Origin of the sequence: Flavobacterium azizsancarii (assembly GCF_027980145.1) — a bacterium.
GTDB classification, from domain to species: Bacteria; Bacteroidota; Bacteroidia; order Flavobacteriales; family Flavobacteriaceae; genus Flavobacterium; species Flavobacterium azizsancarii.
Window position 1 is genome coordinate 105,098 of sequence record NZ_JAMZNK010000009.1, and the last position, 17,199, is coordinate 122,296.

The following is a 17,199-nucleotide window of genomic DNA, read 5'->3' on the forward strand; positions in this document are numbered from 1 at the left end:
ATAAACGAACAGGTTTGTAATTAGAGTTTTTTTTGTGAGAATATTGAGTGAGAAACTCCGGCAGTTCTAAAGAATTTTGTTCCTTTGCGTAACAACCCAAAAAAACGTCATAAACCCAATGAAAAAAACGATTCTTATAACTGCTTTAGTCTTAAGCGGATTGACCTCTTTTGCACAGTCAAATGAAGAAAAGAACATTAAATTATTCTATAAAAAAGCTCTGACCGAGGCAAAATGTTATAGTTGGTTAGAATATTTGTCTAACGATATCGGAAGCCGTTTGTCAGGTTCTAAAGGTGCTGAAGAAGGCGTACAATATACAAAAAGACAGTTGGAAACATTAGGACTTGATAAAGTGTATTTACAAGAAGTTATGGTACCACATTGGGTTCGCGGCGAAAAAGAAACCGCCTATATCTTAGACGGAAAAGTGAAAACAAATGTGCCAATCTGCGCTTTAGGAGGCTCGATTGCAACTGCAAAAACCGGGCTTACAGCAGAAATTGTAGAAGTACAAGGTATTGAGGAATTAAAAACTTTAGGATCTAAAGTAAAAGGTAAAATTGTGTTTTTTAACAGACCAATGAATCCTGAAAATATCGAAACTTTTGTTTCGTACGGAGCTTGTGTAGATCAAAGATTTGCAGGAGCAAAGGAAGCCGCTAAACTTGGTGCTGTAGGATCTATTGTTCGTTCGATGAATTTACGTTTAGATGATTTTCCTCATGCGGGAGCTCAAAGTTATGGCGATTTGCCAAAAGAAGAATATATTCCAACTGCTGCTGTTAGTACAAATGGAGCCGAATTGCTAAGTAAGTCTTTAAAAGCGAATCCTGCTTTAAAATTTTATTTCAAACAATCCTGCGAGACTTTGCCGGATGTTTTATCTCATAACGTAATTGGAGAATTAACTGGAACAGTTAATCCACAAAATATTATGGTTGTTGGCGGACATTTAGATTCCTGGGACTTAGCCGATGGTTCTCATGATGATGGAGCAGGAGTAGTGCAAAGTATGGAAGTAATTCGTATTCTTAAAAACTTAAACTACAAACCTAAAAATACGATTCGTGTAGTTTTGTTTATGAATGAAGAAAATGGCGGAAAAGGCGGAGCAAAATATGAAGAAGTTTCTAAACAAAATAACGAAAATCATATTTTTGCTCTGGAAAGTGATTCAGGAGGATTTAGCCCAAGAGGATTTTCTATAGAAGCTGATGACACGAATTATAAAAAGATAAAAGACTATACGCCTCTTTTTGAGCCTTATTTAGTGCACAGTTTTACAATTGGGCACGCAGGTTCAGATATTGGTCATTTAACGTCTAAAGCGATTGTTAAAGCAGGTTTAAAACCAGATTCACAACGTTATTTCGATTATCACCATGCAGCAAATGATAAATTTGACGCAATAAATAAGAGAGAACTAGAACTTGGGGCTGCAACAATGACATCATTACTATATCTAATGGATCAAAACGGAATTGTTTTGCCAACGGCAAACTAAGGTGTTTATGAAGTGGTTTTTTGAACTTGGTTTTTTGTTTTTTGTAACATTTTGTTACAGTCAGCAGAATGCTGAAAATGCTTATGACAAGTTATACATTAGTGAGAAAAAATATTCCCTACTGTTTCCTTCCAATTGGTATCTTAAAAAAACAGATTCACTTCAAAAATCATTTATATTATTGAGTGAAAAAAGTTCTCCGAATGATAATTTTATTGAAAATATTAGTTTAAGGATTAGTGATATGGGTTATTCTAACATTAAACCTAAAATGCTCAAAAAGATAATTGACAGAAGAATTGGAGTTACTAACGAAATTATTTCGAATAGAAAAGTTATAAAAAATAATGTAACAGGTCAGGAAATTGTTTATAAAACAATGTTAGATGATGGAAGATTTGCCACTATTCTTCAATATTATTTTGTAAAAGGTTCTGATTTATTTCTTCTGACATTTTGTTCTAACCCCGATGAATATTTGTCATATATGCCAGTTTATCAATATATATATGGAAATTTTGACATAAGATAGTATAAAAAATAAGTATAATAAAAAAGCGATGAGTTTATTCTCATCGCTTTTTTTGTATTACATTTTCTGCGTTAATCTGTCAGATCAGTTAAATCAGCGGGCAATTAATTTTAATACGTATCAATTACAGTTTTCAGTAAATCAGAATCGACTAAATCAGAAGGCGCAACAACTTTCTCTTCAAGCGGAATATCGTTTCCATATCTTTCTTTTAATACCTTTTTTACTCTTGCATCAGTCAGATTAAAATCTTTCAGTTGTTTTAGTTTTGATAATTCGATATTAGCACCATTTTTATAGATTTTCCAGATCAGTTCAGAGCAATAAATCCTTGTATCAGACCAATCAAAATAGGCATCATATTCTTTGCCCATAAAACGCTGGCTGTAATCTTTCATTTTTTGCAGTGTGGCCGGAGTTAATAGGGTTGACGCATTTTTTAATCTTTTTGCCAGATATTTTTGATCTTTTCCGTGGTTGATCCAATCCTCAAGGCGAGTCAGTTTTACAGGCTGTACGGCTTCAAAAACAAACCAGTTTCCGTTGATGTTATAGATAAGCCCACAATGGGAAAACTTTGAGTTTGTCGCAATTCGAACCGCTTCACATTGACTTGATTCCGAAGTTTGAAATATAAGATCACCATCCTGAACTTTATCTGTCAAAGTAGTTGCTGTCTTCGTTTTTGTTCCCGAAAACGGATTATTGGGAAAAACCTGCATCGCAACAAACAAAGCACAGCTAAAACTCAATAAAAATGTAATTCCGACAAATAGATATTTTGATTTTTTCATGTTTATATTTAGTGTTCTTTTAAAGTCAAAAATGGCGCACAGATTTAACGGGTTATAAGGGGTTTCGCTGGATTAAAAATACATCGTTATTCAAAAAAGGCTGTGTAAATCAGTTTTATCCGTAAAATCTGTTGGCAACTAATTAATGATAACAAATAAAAGGCAAAAAAAAATAGTTACCAAAATGATAACTATTTTTTAAATATGTTTTATGAGATATTAGATTCTGAAAATCCCTCCTACAGCAATAATTCTCTGGAAAAAGAAAAAGTCCTGCGAAGCTTTATCTTCACTGCTTGTTGTAGTTCTAATGTCCTGCATGTTGATGTAACCGCCTTTTAGCTCACCTTGCAAGTAGAAATATTTGAAGAAAGTAAAGTTAATACCCGCTTTTGCAGATAAACCATATCCTGAAATATGAAAATCATCATGACGTTCCTTTCCTAAAAGAGTGGTATTGGTTTTAGGATATAAAAGCCCTGCACCTAAACCCTCAGTTAGATTAATTTGTACTTTGTCAGTATTAGTAATGCCAAACAATTTAGAAATATCATCATGTCTTGAAACCTCAGTATTAATATAGTTCAAACCATCTGTATGTTCGTACATTAAAAAAGCAGGAGGATTTCCCTGAGCAGTACCTTTATCATAGCCGCCTTCCTGAGCACCATTTAGAGACATATCTACAGGTCTATTATTGTAATCTCCGTTATAATAAGATCCAGCCTGATCAGCAGGTAAATTAATATAACCATTAACATTAGCTGTTTGATTCTGAGTCATTACATATTTCATGTGGTCCCATCCAATAGAAACACTGTAGTGATCGCTAATGAAATATCCCATTCTAAAATTAGTCTGAGGAATTGTCATGTTTGCAGGATTTACATAGTCAAGATGCCATCCTTTTGGTTTATCATGAGCCTTCATGTCATTAACCGTAAAGTTGTAATCTTTACCTCTAAAGTTTACATCAGATTTAGTATAACTATCTCTGTTACCTCCCCAGGAAACGAAAAATTTTCCTTTATTATGAGCTGTATATCTTTGTACTGTGATTTCTTCCTGAGCAAAAGTGTTTAAAGAAACACACATCAGAAAGAAAAATAAAATTTTTGTTTTCAATGAAAATAGTATTAAAAATTTAAAATGAGTTAACTGTTTTTCTAATGGCAACTAACTTGGTCATTAAGCCTTCAAAATAATCTAAATGTAACATGTTGGCACCATCACTTTTTGCGTTAGCAGGGTCAAAATGAGTTTCGATAAAAATACCATCAACACCCACAGCAATACCCGCTTTAGCAACAGTTTCAATCATATCAGGTCTTCCGCCCGTAACACCGGCAGTTTGGTTAGGTTGTTGCAACGAGTGCGTTACATCAAGAACCGTAGATGCATATTGTTGCATAGTAGGAATTCCTCTAAAATCAACAATCATGTCCTGGTAGCCAAACATAGTACCACGATCCGTAACCATTACATTTTCGTTGTGGCAATCCAATACTTTTTGTACAGCATGTTTCATGCTTTCAGGGCTCATAAATTGACCTTTTTTCAAGTTTACCACTTTTCCTGTGTTAGCCGCAGCAACAACAAGGTCAGTCTGGCGAACAAGAAATGCAGGAATTTGTAAAACGTCAACGTATTGCGCTGCCATTTCAGCATCTTCATTTGTATGAATATCTGTTACCGTTGGAACGTGAAAAGTTTCAGAAACTTTTCTTAAAATTTTTAATGCTTTTTCGTCACCAATTCCGGAAAAACTATCAATTCTCGAACGGTTTGCTTTTTTAAAAGATCCTTTAAATACATAAGGAATCTGAAGTTTGTCGGTAATACCAACTAATTTTTCAGCAATTCTAAGAGCCATTTCTTCTCCTTCAATAGCGCAAGGTCCCGCCAATAAAAAGAAGTTACCACTTTCAGTATGCTTAATTTGAGGAATATGTTGTATGTTCATAATATGATTTTTTGACAGTGCAAAGGTAGTTATGATTTATGAATACGAGATTAAGATTTAAGATTATTTTAAGAAGCCAATCCTGCTATCCGCTGTAATGCTTTTCTCTAAACCCTTTTTTTTCTTGGCCTTTGCGGGAGCTTCCTTTAGTCGCTCTGCAAAAACCAGAAAAAAAAAGGCTTTCTCAAAAAATGATTTCCGCTTCTATCGGGGGCTGGAAGCTTTAATAGAATTATACGATTTCCGTGTAAGTTTATCTACAATCATAAATGTTTAATTAGGAGCAATATTAAGATATTGCAAAAAACTGCTAAATGATATTTATCATATTATTAGAAAAGCAATTGCTTGAAAATTATTCTGAAAGAGTCTTGGTAATAGTATGGCGTTATCAAAAAACGATTGTTGTTTTAAAACCTGTAAGGGCAAGATCTTAAACTAAAAAAAGCTTTTAGTTCGATAAATCGCATCATGATTTGTAGCTGCTATTATGTTGTAAATAGGTTGTTTAGTTACTTTTTTATAGCTAGATAATTGCTGTTTTTTCTGTGTCTAAAATAGTAGGCACCAAATAAAATCTGACCCGTGAAAAATAGGATATTGAGTACTACATTAATATAAATTACCATTTGAATCTGTGACAAGAAACTTTCCGGATTGTATAAATTCATTTCGACCAAATGATATACATTTAGTTTTGCAGCCAAAATAGCTGGAAGTGTCAGTGATAAATGGAGTAAAATTTTTTTTAAATCGATCTTTATACTATTTCTGGAAAGCTTGTAATAATAAAAGCTTACAATGCAAAGGGTAATAAACTTAATTAATTGTGAAGCAACTCTTACTGGAAGAATAGTAGTATTCCAGCCGGGAATTATAGAAGATAAGATATCTGAATTGACATAGATTATATAATATGGGAATATGATAATAGTTAAAATGGAAAAAAGGGTAAAAGCCGTTTTAGTTTTAATCATATATTATTACTTAATTTTGGTAAGATCTCTTGATAAAGTATTGTATAATCATTGTTGCAATCAATAAGAAAGAGGAAATTAGCAAAAGTCCAATAAACCCAACAATCCACATTCCGCATCTGTAATTTTGCCCGTTAAGGGTTTGCATATTATAAGAAGCAGCATAAAAAGAGAGAATAGAAAAGATAATCTGTAATATGAAATTCATAAAACAAACAGTTCTAAATTTTAATGATATTGTTTCGCCAATTGCTTTTCTGCCAATTATAATTTGAAATAATATTGGAAGAAGAATTAAAAGTAAAGGTGTTATTCCAGGCATAGCATTTATTTTTTTAATTCATTTTTGTTCCTAAAAACTTCATGTTCTTATTCTTTGTACAGATAAATTTATCCAGTTTATTAACACGAACGAATTTCTCGTGCCAGCAATGGCAAAAGTAATTCATAATTTCATTTTCAAGTATCATAATAGGTTATTATAGCAGTACAATAAGACAAGATTTTGATAAAAAATAAAAAGCAAATTTATAGCAGCAATAGACTATTAAGATTGGAATTTATAAAAGCAGATAATTTTAGTTTTATACTATTCCTTTTTCAAACTCAATCCCATCGGAACCATTAAAATTCCTTTTTCGTAAACATTCAAATAAAGAGTAACAGGTTTCTTTTGACCTTCCCATTTTAGTTCATAGACATTCAGGAATCCGGCACCCATATCGCTTCGCTTGGTAGGGAAAGGACAACAGGTTTCTAGACGGGTATAGGTGATTTTTTCTCCGTTTGGTCCGGCTAAAGCATTTAGAAAACGAGTTTCATTCAAGGCTTCGTTTCTTGTGTTTTGATAAAAAATATTTATTGGATAATCCGGATTGTAACCGTATTTTTTATCGCTGCTAAAAAGAGTAATTAAAAATGTATTGTCTTTCTTTAGAACTAAATCAGGCGCATTGTTATCTACATTTTTCAAAGTAGATCTTGTACTCACACAAGAAGCAGCAGTGATTAACAGAATGATAAAAAGGGCATTTTTTTTCATGGTTTAAAATATTTGGTCTTGCAAAGGTAAAAGCGTTTTTTCTTTTTGTTACGGATTTCATGAATTTTTAGTGATTAAAAAATCAATGTAAATCTGTTTATCAGCTAAATTGTGGGCGCATCTGCTTTTTTCTTGTTCAGTTGTAAAATACCTACTACAATCAGATATTGTGCCACAAGATAAGTTAACATAATAAAAAACGAACTTCTTTCTATCGTTGCATGAAATTTATTGAATGCCAGAATACTATCAGAAATAACAAATGCAGCAGCGCCAAGAAAAATATATAAAGCCGCAGGTTTTTTCCAAATTAAATAACCATTAAATGCAAATAAAAGCATTGTAGAAATTACCGCTGCATAAATAATTACAGGTATTTTTAACTCACCTAATTTTGGAATTAAAATAGTGATCATTGCAATTAAGTAGAAAGCAATTAGAAGACTTCCAATTCCAAACAGTACTTTATTGATCTGAATTTCTCCTGTAATCTGCTTGTTAAAAAGCACACAATAAGCAATATGAGCAATTAAAAAAGAAACTAATCCCAGAATAAAATAGATCTCTGCAATATCAGCAAAAAGTAAAACAACATCTCCAATCCAGGAAAAGATCAAAGCTGTTAATAGTATATTCCCTGAAGGAAATTTTCGATGAAAATAGACCCCAAATCCCAAGAACGGAATTAAAACAGGTTTTAAAAATAAATCTAAATTTTCATGCCCTGTCAACAAAAAAATGAGATACAGAACACTCAAAAAAATATAGATTTTAAAAAAGATAGTATTTCTCATAACTGGTTTATGAATTTATTATTTGGTTGTTTGGTTTTTTGAATTCAGTAGTTACAAAATAAATCGTAATCAAAAAAGATATACTTAAGTAACCTAAAATAATATAATTACCCATAGAAAAAGTATGATTTAAGCCAAACCAATCGCCATAATACACCATAATTGCAATTGCAGCTACAAAGCGTAAACCCTCCCAAAAAATAGCAAATCTGCTTTTATCCATTAATTCGGTATAGCTATAAATTGTCATCAGGATAAATAAGCCATAGATGAAAATATTTGGCAAACCAATTGTAGCAATATTATCAAATAAATAAGTGACAAACAACAATGTAACCAAAACTTGTGTAACTGACCAGTAAATTAATTTTTGAGAATTCTGTGTTCCATATTTTTGAAAATCAAAAACATTATCAATTTTTGTTACCGGATATTTTTCGTCAAAATTTTCAGGACGCCAACCAGTTGGTTTAAACCAGATGGTAAATTTGTCTTTCCAATTTTCAGTTCTCCATGCATCTTTAATCAATAAGGTTAAATGTTGAAAATTAATTCGGATAGGGTTCCAGGTATTTGCTGGTCTGGTAATACCAAAAACGGGCGGAACATTCTCTAATTCAGCTTGAAAAGTACCAAATAATTTGTCCCAAAAGATAAAAATCTGCGAATGGTTTTTATCTAAATATTCCGGATTGATGGCATGATGTACACGATGATGAGAGGGAGTAACCAGAATATATTCCAGAAATCCCATTTTTTTGATGTGTTTGGTATGATACCAAAATTGTAAAAAGAGGTGCAATGGTAAAGTAATCGCAATTACAGTCGCAGGAACACCCAATATTGCTGCGGGAATCAATAAAAAAGTAAATAGATTGGCTAAACTTGCAATAGGCTGACGCAAAGCACAGGCAAGATTAAATTCTTCGCTGCTATGATGAATCGCATGTTTGTTCCAGAAAAGATTAATTTGGTGAGCCCATCGATGGCTCCAGTAACCATAAAAATCAATGACAAAAAAGGCAATACAATAGGATAGAACGTTCGCTTCTAAATGATAGATTGCAATTTTAGAAACCATCCATTCATAAGAAATAAAAGTCAGGCTTAATCCCAGAACATCTTTTACAGAATTGGTAATTCCGGAACTTATACTCGATACGCTGTCTATCAAAGGAGCGGTATCGTCCTTTTTGTAAATGCCGTATATTTTTTCGATTATAATTAATACTAAAAAAATAGGCGTAACGATGATCAATATTTTTCCATATTCCTCCATAAAAAAACATTCTATTTTATTCAAATATAGAATAAAATAGAATGTTTTTTAAATTATTGAAAAATTAAACAGTTAAATACAATTTTCGGTTTAATCTGAGTCGAAAGTTGCAATTCGTATTTTAAAAAAAAGCAGTTATTTATTTTCTTTAGAAAAAACGACTGAATAGAATTTTGGTGTTTTTTGATTCTTAATTCCAAATTTAACCACCTTTTTAATTATCTTAAAAGAATTATATTTTAATTCTAAAATGACCTGATTATTGGCATTGCAGGCAGTTATTAATAAAAAAAAGAGGGATTGACTTTTCTAATATAGCTATAAAAAAAACATTCTACTTTATCCCAACCAGAATAAAATAGAATGTCTTTGTTTTTTATGATTTGCAATTAAACAATTTCGGCGCTTAGTCCAGCTTCCAGAAGTTGTGTACATTGAGGTTTAAGCTTATCCATTGGCCCCGTTTTTACGGTGCATTTCCCGTTGTAATGTACAATTAAGGAACATTGTTCTGCTTGTTCAGGCGTGTGACTGCAAACACGCATCAAAGTGTCAATTACGTGATCAAAAGTGTTTACATCGTCATTATAAACAATGATTTCGTTATTGAAACTTGTCGCTTCTTTTTCGCGGACTCTTTCTCTTACTTTTTCTTTAGTACTCATGTTTTTAGGTTTTTGTACTGTTGTAATTACTAATTTTCTTTGTCAAAGATTTACAATTAAACAGCTTTTAATAAAGCTAAATTAGTTGTTAACCTGTTTGATCAGTTTAATCTGTGAGCTACTTAAATTTCAGATAATCAACTATCTAATTTACGTATTTTAATGAAACCCAGTTATTTTTTTGAAACTTTTTAACATATGTCAGCCCTTTTTCTGTGCAGGAAGCATCAATAAAAGGAATGTCTTCTTCATAGAAACCGCTAAATAATATTATGCCGTCTTTATTTAAAGAATCAACATAATGCTGCATATCGTTCAACAAAATATTACGATTGATGTTTGCAATGATCAAATCGTATTTTTTACCGGCTAACAAAGCTGCATCGCCTTCGTAAACGGTAATATGTTTACAATTATTGCGTTCTGCATTTTCGATAGAATTCAAATAACACCAGTTGTCAATGTCGATAGCATCAATTGGCTCAGCACCTTTCATTTCAGCAAGAATCGCTAAAATAGCAGTTCCGCAACCCATGTCAAGAGTTTTAAGACCTTTAACATCCATTTCTAATAAATGCTGAATCATCATGTATGTTGTTTCATGATGACCCGTACCAAAACTCATTTTGGGTTCGATAACAATATCAAATTCCGCATCAGTTTTTGGATGAAATGGAGCACGAACATGGCATTTTCCGTCTACATCAATTGCTTCAAAATTCTTTTCCCATTCTTCGTTCCAGTTTACCTGATCGATTTCTTCAATAGTATATTCAATTTTAAATTCTTCAGATTCTAAAATATAAATGTCATCCAGGATATTTTCATCCCATAAATCTTTCTTCACATACGCCGAAATTCCGTTTTCAGTTTCTGTAAAAGTCTCAAACGCTTTTTCTCCTAATTCAGCAATTAAAATTTCTGAACCCGGTTCTTTTGGTTCAATCGTAAAATGGTATCCTAAATATATATTTGACATAAAAAAAATTTTTGCAAAGGTAAGAATCCAAAGCAGAAGTTGTTCATAAATAAATCATATTCTAATAATTATTAATGTTAATTTTGATTCAAATTTGTAAGTATTTTTTGAATATGAAGAATATCATTTTTATTTTGCTCTTTGTGGTACTAAACGGAGCAACTTGTGAGAAAGAACATGGTGTAGTGCGATCTTTTTGTTATTGGAAAACGGATTTGAATTTTGAAAAAGAAGATGATTCTTTAATCAGGAATTTAGACGTAAAACATATGTATGTTCGTTTTTTTGATGTCGACTGGAATCCGTATGCCAAAGAACCTTTGCCGGTCGCTACAATCAGGAATATCAGACTGAGTGAAAGTAATCCTGATATTACGCCAAGTATTTTTATTACCAATGAAGTTGTTTTGCGATCTGATAAAAAACAATTGGACAGCCTGGCAACCAGAATTGCACAGCGTGTTCAGAAAATTGGTGAAAAAATGAATGAAACCAAGGCCGATAAGATTGCCAATGCAATTGTATATCCAAAAGATTACTATAAAAAGGAAAACTATAAAAGCATGAATTATGATTCTGTAAAATCGATTGAACTTGCGAAATTAAAAGTTGATTTTAAAGAAGTTCTGATCGATTGTGACTGGACAGAAAAATCGAAGAACAATTATTTTTACTTACTAAAACAAATTAAAAAAGGATTTCCAACGGCACAAGTTTCGGCTACAATCCGACTCTGGCAATATAAATATGCATCAAAAGCAGGAATTCCGCCAGTAGACAAAGGTTTGTTAATGTGTTATAATTTGACAAAACCGGAAGATTTTAAAACTAAAAATTCGATTGGGACAAGTCAGGAACTGGCACAATACATTACACACGATCAGTATAAATTAAAACTGGATATTGCATTGCCGTTATATAGTTGGGCTGTTGTTTTTAGGGGAAATCAGTTTAAAGGAATTTTATCAGACTATGATGAATTAAGAAATGATACGATTAAACTAAAAAAAGTATCAGATACCAAATATGTTTTGCAAGATGATGTTGTAGTAGAACAAACGTATTTGCGGAATGGTGATGAAATCAGGATCGAGAAGATTTCGGAAGAAGAACTTGAGAAAATGATTTCGATTGTAAAAAGTAAAATTAAGATTGATAATCAAACCAGAATAACTTTTTTCTCTTTTGATAAAAAATACATTGAAGATTATGGAACCCAAAATATATCCAGCTATTATGCGCGTTTTTAGCAGTTTACTTTTAGTTTTATGCTTTCAGGTTTCTTTTGCCTGTGGCTGGAGCGTTTCAGCTGAAACCAGTCGTTTGGTTTTGTTCAAAGCACAACGTGAAGGTTTTTTTAAACTGACTCCGTTTTATTATTCTGCAGATTCTTACTACTGGACCAATACTTTTTCTAGTGTTGACAGGGAATTGAATTGTGTAGAATGGAAGAAAAAATTAGGAAATCAAATAGACACAAAAGATGTGCATACCATTTTGTATGAAACAGATGGGGAACAATTTGAAACGGCTTATGAAACTAAAACATTAAAGAGGGCCTTCGAAAAAAATACATTTGTTGAAGCTTTGTTGCTGCCTAAAAATAAAGCATTTTTAAAATATATTTTGTTTGCAAAAAAACTGGAATATAATAGCAATGAAGATGTAAAATGGGAATCATGGGAACAAATTGGTTATAATAGTAAAATAAATAGATTGGCAGATGTTTATAATGATTTTGATGAAAGGATAAAATCAGCCAAAGATCCGTTCTTAAAACAGCGATATGCGTTTTTAAGTTTACGATTTAATTTTTATGATAAGAATCCAAATAACGTGACTCGTTTATACGATACTTATTTTACCACTAATAAAAATACTATTTTAGAGCCTTGGGCTTTGTATTATAAAGCTTTAGGTATCGACAATTTACCATTGCAGAACTATTTATTGAGTAAAGTTTTTGATTCTTGCGAAGAAAAATCCTTCGCCGTTTTGCAACATTATAATTGGAAATTAACCGAAGAAACTTTGGCTTTGGCCCAGAATGACCAGGAAAGAAGTGTAATTCTATCTATAGAAAGTTTTCGTAATCCAGCGCCTGATTTAAAAACAATAGAAGAAGTTTACAAACTAAGCCCGAATAGTATTAATTTGAGCTTTTTGATAGGAAGAGAAGTCAACAAACTCGAAGACTGGATTTTTACACCACAATATACCAATTACGGAAGTCCATCGGTTACATTTGAAGGAACAGACTGGTATGGAGATTATGCTAAGGCAAAAGACGAAAACTTAAGTAAGGATATTTTATATTTAAGAGAATTAGAATATTTCTTAATTTCTATTCGTGAACAAACTTCGGGAGAGCAAAAAGACTATATTACGGCGGCAATTGCACAGCTTTGTTTTATGGATGATGAAATTGATTTGGGTAAAAAATATACCAATATGATTTCTGACAAGGCAAACGCATCAATACAAATGCAAAAAAATATTCAATTGGCTTTAGTTTCGCTAAAACAAGATGATTTGAAAAGTGAGAAAGTTCAAAACCAACTTTTTAAGTATTTTGATTCCGTTGAAAGTCTGGTTGAAACAGATTATGGATTGTTCAAGAATTTATACAGTTTGTATCGCATTGCAAGTGCAGATTTCTATAAACAAGGCGATCGTATTACAGCAGGATTACTAATGATGAAATCTGACCACAAAAATGAAGGAGAATATTCAGCTTATGACAGACCTTATTTTTACAGTTATATAGGCTATTTTGATCGAAGCGCAACTACAGAAGATATAGATCGTTTGATTGCTTTGCAGCAGAAAAAAGAAAAAACACCGTTTGAAAAATACATCTGTTCCGGAACTATAGCACCAAATATAAATTACTACAAAGACTTAAAAGGCACAATTGCTTTTAGAAATAACAATTTAGAATTGGCTTATGAAACCTTTTCGAGTATGCCAAAAGATTTCTGGGAGAAGAATTATTCCTTTAAGGATTATTTAAATGAAAACCCGTTTATGCCTAAAATCCTGCAAAAAGAGAAGGAACGAAAATTTGATTATCGTTTTAATAAAACGGAGTTTATTGCCAAATTGATTCAGTTAAAGAAACAAAATACGGCGGCAAGTAATTTGCAATTGGCACATGCTTATTTTAATGTTTCTTATCTGGGGAATTCCTGGATGATGGTGGCGTACGATTGGACATCTGGAGAATCGTATATAGATTATGTTTACGGAGACAATTCTGATTATGAAAAAACATATCAGAAAGGTAATTATTATGGTTTAACCATGGCAAAATTGTATTATGAGAAAGCCTTGAAAATGTCTAAAAATAATAATGAAAAAGCATTTGCCAGTTTGATGATTTTCGAATGTAACTACTACAATCATTATACTAATATTGTTTCTGCCGAAGAAGAACAAAAGAATCCGTTTAAAACAGGGCAGGAACTCAACAATTTCTATTCTCTTTATAAAACAACACCAACATTCAAAAAGTACGATTGCCCATTGTTAAGAGCATTTATAAACTAAATTTTTTTTTAAACCATAAGGGATATCAGAAAATTTAAGCTTGGCTTTGGGTAAAACAAAGAGGTATAAAAAAAAGCGTTCGCACAACGAACGCTTTTTTTATAGTAAATCTAAAATCTAAAATCTAAAATCTAAATAGCAGTTACAATAGCTAAGAAATCGTCTGCTTTTAAGGCAGCACCACCAATTAAACCACCGTCTACGTCTGGTTTACCAAAAATTTCTTTAGCATTGTCCGGTTTAACAGAACCACCGTATAAAATAGAAACTTCGTCAGCGATATCAGCTCCAAAAGCTTTGCGAACAGTTTCTCTGATAAATTCATGCATTTCTTGTGCTTGTTCTGGTGAAGCAGTTTCTCCAGTTCCAATAGCCCAAACTGGTTCGTAAGCTAAAACAACTTTAGACCATGATTCTTTTGCAATATGAAATAATCCGTCGCGCAATTGATTTTCAACAATATTGAAATGATTTCCTGACTGACGATCTTTTAATTCTTCTCCAAAACAGAAAATAACTGTCATGTCATGTTTCAGTGCAGTATCTACTTTATTAGCGATTAATGCATCAGTTTCATGAAAAATAGCTCTACGCTCAGAGTGACCAAGGATTACTGTATTTACACCAATACTAGTCAACATATCTGCAGAAATTTCTCCGGTAAAAGCACCGCCTTCAGCTTGGTGAACGTTTTGTGCAGAAACTGCGATAGTTGTATTTTTTAATTTAGAAACAGCTGCTTGTAAGTTTACAAATGTTGGAGCAACTATAACTTGTGCAGTAGTTTTTGCTGGTATTTTAGCAATTAATTCGCTTAATAATTCTTCAGTTTGTTCTGCGTTTTTATGCATTTTCCAGTTTCCTGCAACAATTTTTTTTCTCATTTTGGTAGTTTTTATTTTATTCTTTTTTTTGTTTTTATTCTTTTAAAATAGCAATGACATTAAATTTTGATATTGTCGTTGTCATTGCTTTTTGTAAATGTAATTGAAAATTTTATTTCAGGCTTTTTAAAGTTTCATTGATTTTATCAAAATCCTTTTCGATAGCACGGTACAATACAATTTTTCCGGATTTGTCAATGATAATATATCTTGGAATCCAGTCTAAATCAATTGCTTTTCCAAAAACGCCTTTCATACCATCATTCATCATAAAATGATCCCCTTTTAATTCGTGTTTTTCAATTCCGGCTTTCCATTTATCAGCTGTTTTATCAGCAGAAAGGAATAGATATGAAACATCAGGGTTGTTTGCCTGAAGTTCTTTAAATTGTGGCATAGCTTTTACACAATCACCACACCACGAAGCCCAAACTTCAATAACTAAGGTTTTGCCTTTGTATTTCTTTAAAATATTTTTAAAAGTAACCTGACTATCATCAGTCGCTAATAATTTCTCAGATAATGCCTCTTTAGAAAAACTTGTTTTCTGAGCTTGTGAACATGAAAACGTAATAAATGCAATTACAACCAGTGCTATTTGTTTCATAGGTAGATAAAATTTGTTTTTAATTTTGGATTTAACTGTCTTTATCTAAACAAATAGTATGATTTATAATCATAACGATTTCTTATAAAAAAAGAGTTCCAACAAAGTTAAACAAACAAATCGAATGAGAAATGGAGATTAACAAAATTTGAAGACTCCTTTATTTTATAACAAAACAAGAATTATAGGTTAAAAAAAGCCAAATGAAATCGTAATAGTAGGTCGTGAAAACAGGATTTTTTAGAAATAAACTTTTGGATAGACAGAAAAACAAACATTTTTTTTATTTACGGAATGATTTTACGAGCAAAAAAACGTCAGATCTGTATAAAAAAGCCATCAGTAATTTTCTTAATTATTTCAGGGTTAAGTTGATTTTTTGGATATCGTATTAACAAATTAAACAAAAACAAATAAGCTGGTTTTGTATTTACTTTACGAAATATTCAGGACTTCAAACACGAACGCCAATTCAACTAATTAATAGAAAAATTGGCGTTATCAGCGTTTATGCTTATTTAAAAATTACAATTTCAAATCATCAGTATCGTTGTAATGTACCTTTTGAATGATAGTTCCGTTTTGTACCACAACAATACTCGGATTAGCTCTTTCTACAGTTTTTAATGCTGTTGCATCACAGAAATAGAAATCAACATCTAAACCATATTGTTTTTTTGCTTTTGCAATTTCATCTGCTCCGGAAGCAGTCATTGCAATTACTTTATATCCTTTTGCTTTTGCAGCTTTACTTAAACCCTCTAATTTTTTCATTCCATCAGGATGAGATAAATTCAGGTCATAAGTTACAAAAATTAATAATTTAGGTTCTTTTAATAATTCTTCTTTATAGTCAGAATCGTCTTTTACCATAGTAAAATCGTGAATTGGCGGAATATAACCTTCAGTAATTACTTTGTCTTTTCTGTCGACAAAAGCCGCGCCTTCCGGAATATTTGCCAGGTCTCTTTCTGTAAATTCTTTATCGACACCATTTACTTTATAGATAAAAGTCATTTCTACGACAGATTTTGGCGCACCTTCCGGAATTTCCATTCCTTTCTCGATGTTTGTACCTACTTTATAAGGACGGAAATCCTTGATAGGATTATGATTTAAAACCCAAACTGCCATAAAAACGCATAAAATAATGCTTACAAGAGTACTGATATTTGTAACAGTATTGGAGAATAAAGGTTTTACTAATTTTTTATTGACAAACAAAATCACAATAAAGAATAGTAATACGATATCTTTCGAAAAGGATTGCCAAGGCGTTAAGTGCAAAGCATCTCCAAAACATCCGCAATCTTTTACAACATCAAAATAGGCAGAGTAGAAGGTTAGGAAGGTAAAGAAAACGATTAATAGCAATAAAAACCAAATCGTAAGTTTCGATTTATAACCTACCAATAACATAACTCCCAGGACAACTTCTAAAATTACTAAAAAGATGGCTAGTCCTAAAGCCAATGGCTCTAGAAATGGCATATTGAAAACCGGCTCACTAAAATATTCAGCCAATTTATAAGAGAATCCAACCGGATCATTTAGTTTGATTAATCCCGAAATAATAAATAATACGCCGACAAATAATCTTGAAAATTGAGTAATGATGTTTTTCATG

At 31.9% G+C, this 17,199-nt stretch carries 18 protein-coding genes; 5 read left to right on the forward strand and 13 right to left on the reverse strand.

All coding sequences use genetic code 11. The features are described 5' to 3' along the window. The first annotated feature begins 118 nt into the window (after positions 1–118). Both NJT12_RS08005 and NJT12_RS08010 read left to right on the forward strand, forming a co-directional pair. A complete protein-coding gene (locus NJT12_RS08005) occupies positions 119–1,507 on the forward strand; it encodes a M20/M25/M40 family metallo-hydrolase (protein ID WP_271335361.1) in 1,389 nt (462 codons plus the stop codon). Positions 1,508–1,514: 7 nt separating this feature from the next. Next, complete coding sequence (locus tag NJT12_RS08010; RefSeq protein ID WP_271335362.1) at positions 1,515–2,039, forward strand: PsbP-related protein; 525 nt, start codon at positions 1,515–1,517, stop codon at positions 2,037–2,039. A gap of 110 nt (positions 2,040–2,149) precedes the next feature. Here NJT12_RS08010 and NJT12_RS08015 read toward each other — a convergent pair whose 3' ends face one another. The 3 genes from NJT12_RS08015 to kdsA form a co-directional block, all read right to left on the reverse strand. Next, positions 2,150–2,833 (reverse strand): YiiX family permuted papain-like enzyme, encoded by a 684-nt coding sequence (locus NJT12_RS08015; RefSeq protein WP_271335363.1) that lies wholly within the window; start codon positions 2,831–2,833, stop codon positions 2,150–2,152. Positions 2,834–3,052: 219 nt separating this feature from the next. Next, positions 3,053–3,958, reverse strand: coding sequence for a hypothetical protein (locus NJT12_RS08020; RefSeq protein WP_271335364.1), 906 nt, complete (start codon positions 3,956–3,958; stop codon positions 3,053–3,055). A gap of 19 nt (positions 3,959–3,977) precedes the next feature. After that, on the reverse strand, positions 3,978–4,796 hold the full coding sequence (gene kdsA, locus NJT12_RS08025) for a 3-deoxy-8-phosphooctulonate synthase (protein WP_271335365.1): 819 nt from the start codon (positions 4,794–4,796) through the stop codon (positions 3,978–3,980). Positions 4,797–5,110: 314 nt separating this feature from the next. On the opposite strand from kdsA, the gene NJT12_RS08030 reads away from it, so the two are divergent. Beyond that, entirely contained in the window at positions 5,111–5,233 is a 123-nt protein-coding gene (locus NJT12_RS08030; protein WP_271335366.1) for a hypothetical protein, read from the forward strand. Positions 5,234–5,308: 75 nt separating this feature from the next. Here the strand turns inward: NJT12_RS08030 and NJT12_RS08035 are convergent, their stop codons facing one another. The 7 genes from NJT12_RS08035 to prmA all read right to left on the reverse strand — a co-directional run bounded on the left by NJT12_RS08035 (position 5,309) and on the right by prmA (position 10,532). Further along, positions 5,309–5,773 (reverse strand): hypothetical protein, encoded by a 465-nt coding sequence (locus NJT12_RS08035; RefSeq protein ID WP_271335367.1) that lies wholly within the window; start codon positions 5,771–5,773, stop codon positions 5,309–5,311. 10 nt (positions 5,774–5,783) lie between these two features. Further along, entirely contained in the window at positions 5,784–5,981 is a 198-nt protein-coding gene (locus NJT12_RS08040) for a hypothetical protein (protein WP_271335368.1), read from the reverse strand. A 381-nt stretch (positions 5,982–6,362) separates the two neighbouring features. After that, positions 6,363–6,815, reverse strand: coding sequence for a 2-dehydro-3-deoxyphosphooctonate aldolase (locus tag NJT12_RS08045; protein WP_271335369.1), 453 nt, complete (start codon positions 6,813–6,815; stop codon positions 6,363–6,365). A gap of 104 nt (positions 6,816–6,919) precedes the next feature. After that, positions 6,920–7,573, reverse strand: coding sequence for a lysoplasmalogenase (locus NJT12_RS08050; RefSeq protein WP_338083384.1), 654 nt, complete (start codon positions 7,571–7,573; stop codon positions 6,920–6,922). A gap of 43 nt (positions 7,574–7,616) precedes the next feature. After that, entirely contained in the window at positions 7,617–8,888 is a 1,272-nt protein-coding gene (locus tag NJT12_RS08055; RefSeq protein ID WP_271335371.1) for a sterol desaturase family protein, read from the reverse strand. Between the two features lie 389 nt (positions 8,889–9,277). Further along, a complete protein-coding gene (locus NJT12_RS08060; RefSeq protein ID WP_041517785.1) occupies positions 9,278–9,553 on the reverse strand; it encodes an ATP-dependent Clp protease adaptor ClpS in 276 nt (91 codons plus the stop codon). Between the two features lie 145 nt (positions 9,554–9,698). After that, positions 9,699–10,532, reverse strand: a complete 834-nt coding sequence (prmA, locus tag NJT12_RS08065) for a 50S ribosomal protein L11 methyltransferase (RefSeq protein WP_271335372.1) — start codon at positions 10,530–10,532, stop codon at positions 9,699–9,701. Positions 10,533–10,645: 113 nt separating this feature from the next. Between prmA and NJT12_RS08070 the strand changes: the two genes are divergently transcribed. Both NJT12_RS08070 and NJT12_RS08075 read left to right on the forward strand, forming a co-directional pair. Then, complete coding sequence (locus NJT12_RS08070) at positions 10,646–11,782, forward strand: hypothetical protein (protein WP_271335373.1); 1,137 nt, start codon at positions 10,646–10,648, stop codon at positions 11,780–11,782. Continuing rightward, complete coding sequence (locus tag NJT12_RS08075; protein WP_271335374.1) at positions 11,742–14,081, forward strand: hypothetical protein; 2,340 nt, start codon at positions 11,742–11,744, stop codon at positions 14,079–14,081. The genes NJT12_RS08070 and NJT12_RS08075 overlap by 41 nt, the downstream gene beginning before the upstream one ends. Before the next feature lie 131 nt (positions 14,082–14,212). Here the strand turns inward: NJT12_RS08075 and tpiA are convergent, their stop codons facing one another. From tpiA to NJT12_RS08090, 3 genes are all read right to left on the reverse strand, one after another. Further along, on the reverse strand, positions 14,213–14,965 hold the full coding sequence (tpiA, locus tag NJT12_RS08080; protein ID WP_271335375.1) for a triose-phosphate isomerase: 753 nt from the start codon (positions 14,963–14,965) through the stop codon (positions 14,213–14,215). Between the two features lie 112 nt (positions 14,966–15,077). Further along, positions 15,078–15,572, reverse strand: coding sequence for a TlpA family protein disulfide reductase (locus NJT12_RS08085; RefSeq protein WP_271335376.1), 495 nt, complete (start codon positions 15,570–15,572; stop codon positions 15,078–15,080). 525 nt (positions 15,573–16,097) lie between these two features. Continuing rightward, positions 16,098–17,198: a BT_3928 family protein gene (locus NJT12_RS08090; protein ID WP_271335377.1), complete on the reverse strand. Its 1,101-nt coding sequence runs from the start codon at positions 17,196–17,198 to the stop codon at positions 16,098–16,100. Between the last annotated feature and the right edge of the window lies 1 nt (position 17,199).

What these genes read in the sequence shown, in the direction of transcription:
- NJT12_RS08005 (WP_271335361.1), top strand. Translation starts at nt 119, where the DNA reads ATGAAAAAAACGATTCTTATAACTGCTTTAGTCTTAAGCGGATTGACC.
- NJT12_RS08010 (WP_271335362.1), top strand. Translation starts at nt 1,515, where the DNA reads ATGAAGTGGTTTTTTGAACTTGGTTTTTTGTTTTTTGTAACATTTTGT.
- NJT12_RS08015 (WP_271335363.1), bottom strand. Translation starts at nt 2,833, where the DNA reads ATGAAAAAATCAAAATATCTATTTGTCGGAATTACATTTTTATTGAGT.
- kdsA (WP_271335365.1), bottom strand. Translation starts at nt 4,796, where the DNA reads ATGAACATACAACATATTCCTCAAATTAAGCATACTGAAAGTGGTAAC.
- NJT12_RS08030 (WP_271335366.1), top strand. Translation starts at nt 5,111, where the DNA reads ATGATATTTATCATATTATTAGAAAAGCAATTGCTTGAAAATTATTCT.
- NJT12_RS08035 (WP_271335367.1), bottom strand. Translation starts at nt 5,773, where the DNA reads ATGATTAAAACTAAAACGGCTTTTACCCTTTTTTCCATTTTAACTATT.
- NJT12_RS08040 (WP_271335368.1), bottom strand. Translation starts at nt 5,981, where the DNA reads ATGAATTTCATATTACAGATTATCTTTTCTATTCTCTCTTTTTATGCT.
- NJT12_RS08045 (WP_271335369.1), bottom strand. Translation starts at nt 6,815, where the DNA reads ATGAAAAAAAATGCCCTTTTTATCATTCTGTTAATCACTGCTGCTTCT.
- NJT12_RS08055 (WP_271335371.1), bottom strand. Translation starts at nt 8,888, where the DNA reads ATGGAGGAATATGGAAAAATATTGATCATCGTTACGCCTATTTTTTTA.
- NJT12_RS08060 (WP_041517785.1), bottom strand. Translation starts at nt 9,553, where the DNA reads ATGAGTACTAAAGAAAAAGTAAGAGAAAGAGTCCGCGAAAAAGAAGCG.
- prmA (WP_271335372.1), bottom strand. Translation starts at nt 10,532, where the DNA reads ATGTCAAATATATATTTAGGATACCATTTTACGATTGAACCAAAAGAA.
- NJT12_RS08070 (WP_271335373.1), top strand. Translation starts at nt 10,646, where the DNA reads ATGAAGAATATCATTTTTATTTTGCTCTTTGTGGTACTAAACGGAGCA.
- NJT12_RS08075 (WP_271335374.1), top strand. Translation starts at nt 11,742, where the DNA reads ATGGAACCCAAAATATATCCAGCTATTATGCGCGTTTTTAGCAGTTTA.
- tpiA (WP_271335375.1), bottom strand. Translation starts at nt 14,965, where the DNA reads ATGAGAAAAAAAATTGTTGCAGGAAACTGGAAAATGCATAAAAACGCA.
- NJT12_RS08085 (WP_271335376.1), bottom strand. Translation starts at nt 15,572, where the DNA reads ATGAAACAAATAGCACTGGTTGTAATTGCATTTATTACGTTTTCATGT.
- NJT12_RS08090 (WP_271335377.1), bottom strand. Translation starts at nt 17,198, where the DNA reads ATGAAAAACATCATTACTCAATTTTCAAGATTATTTGTCGGCGTATTA.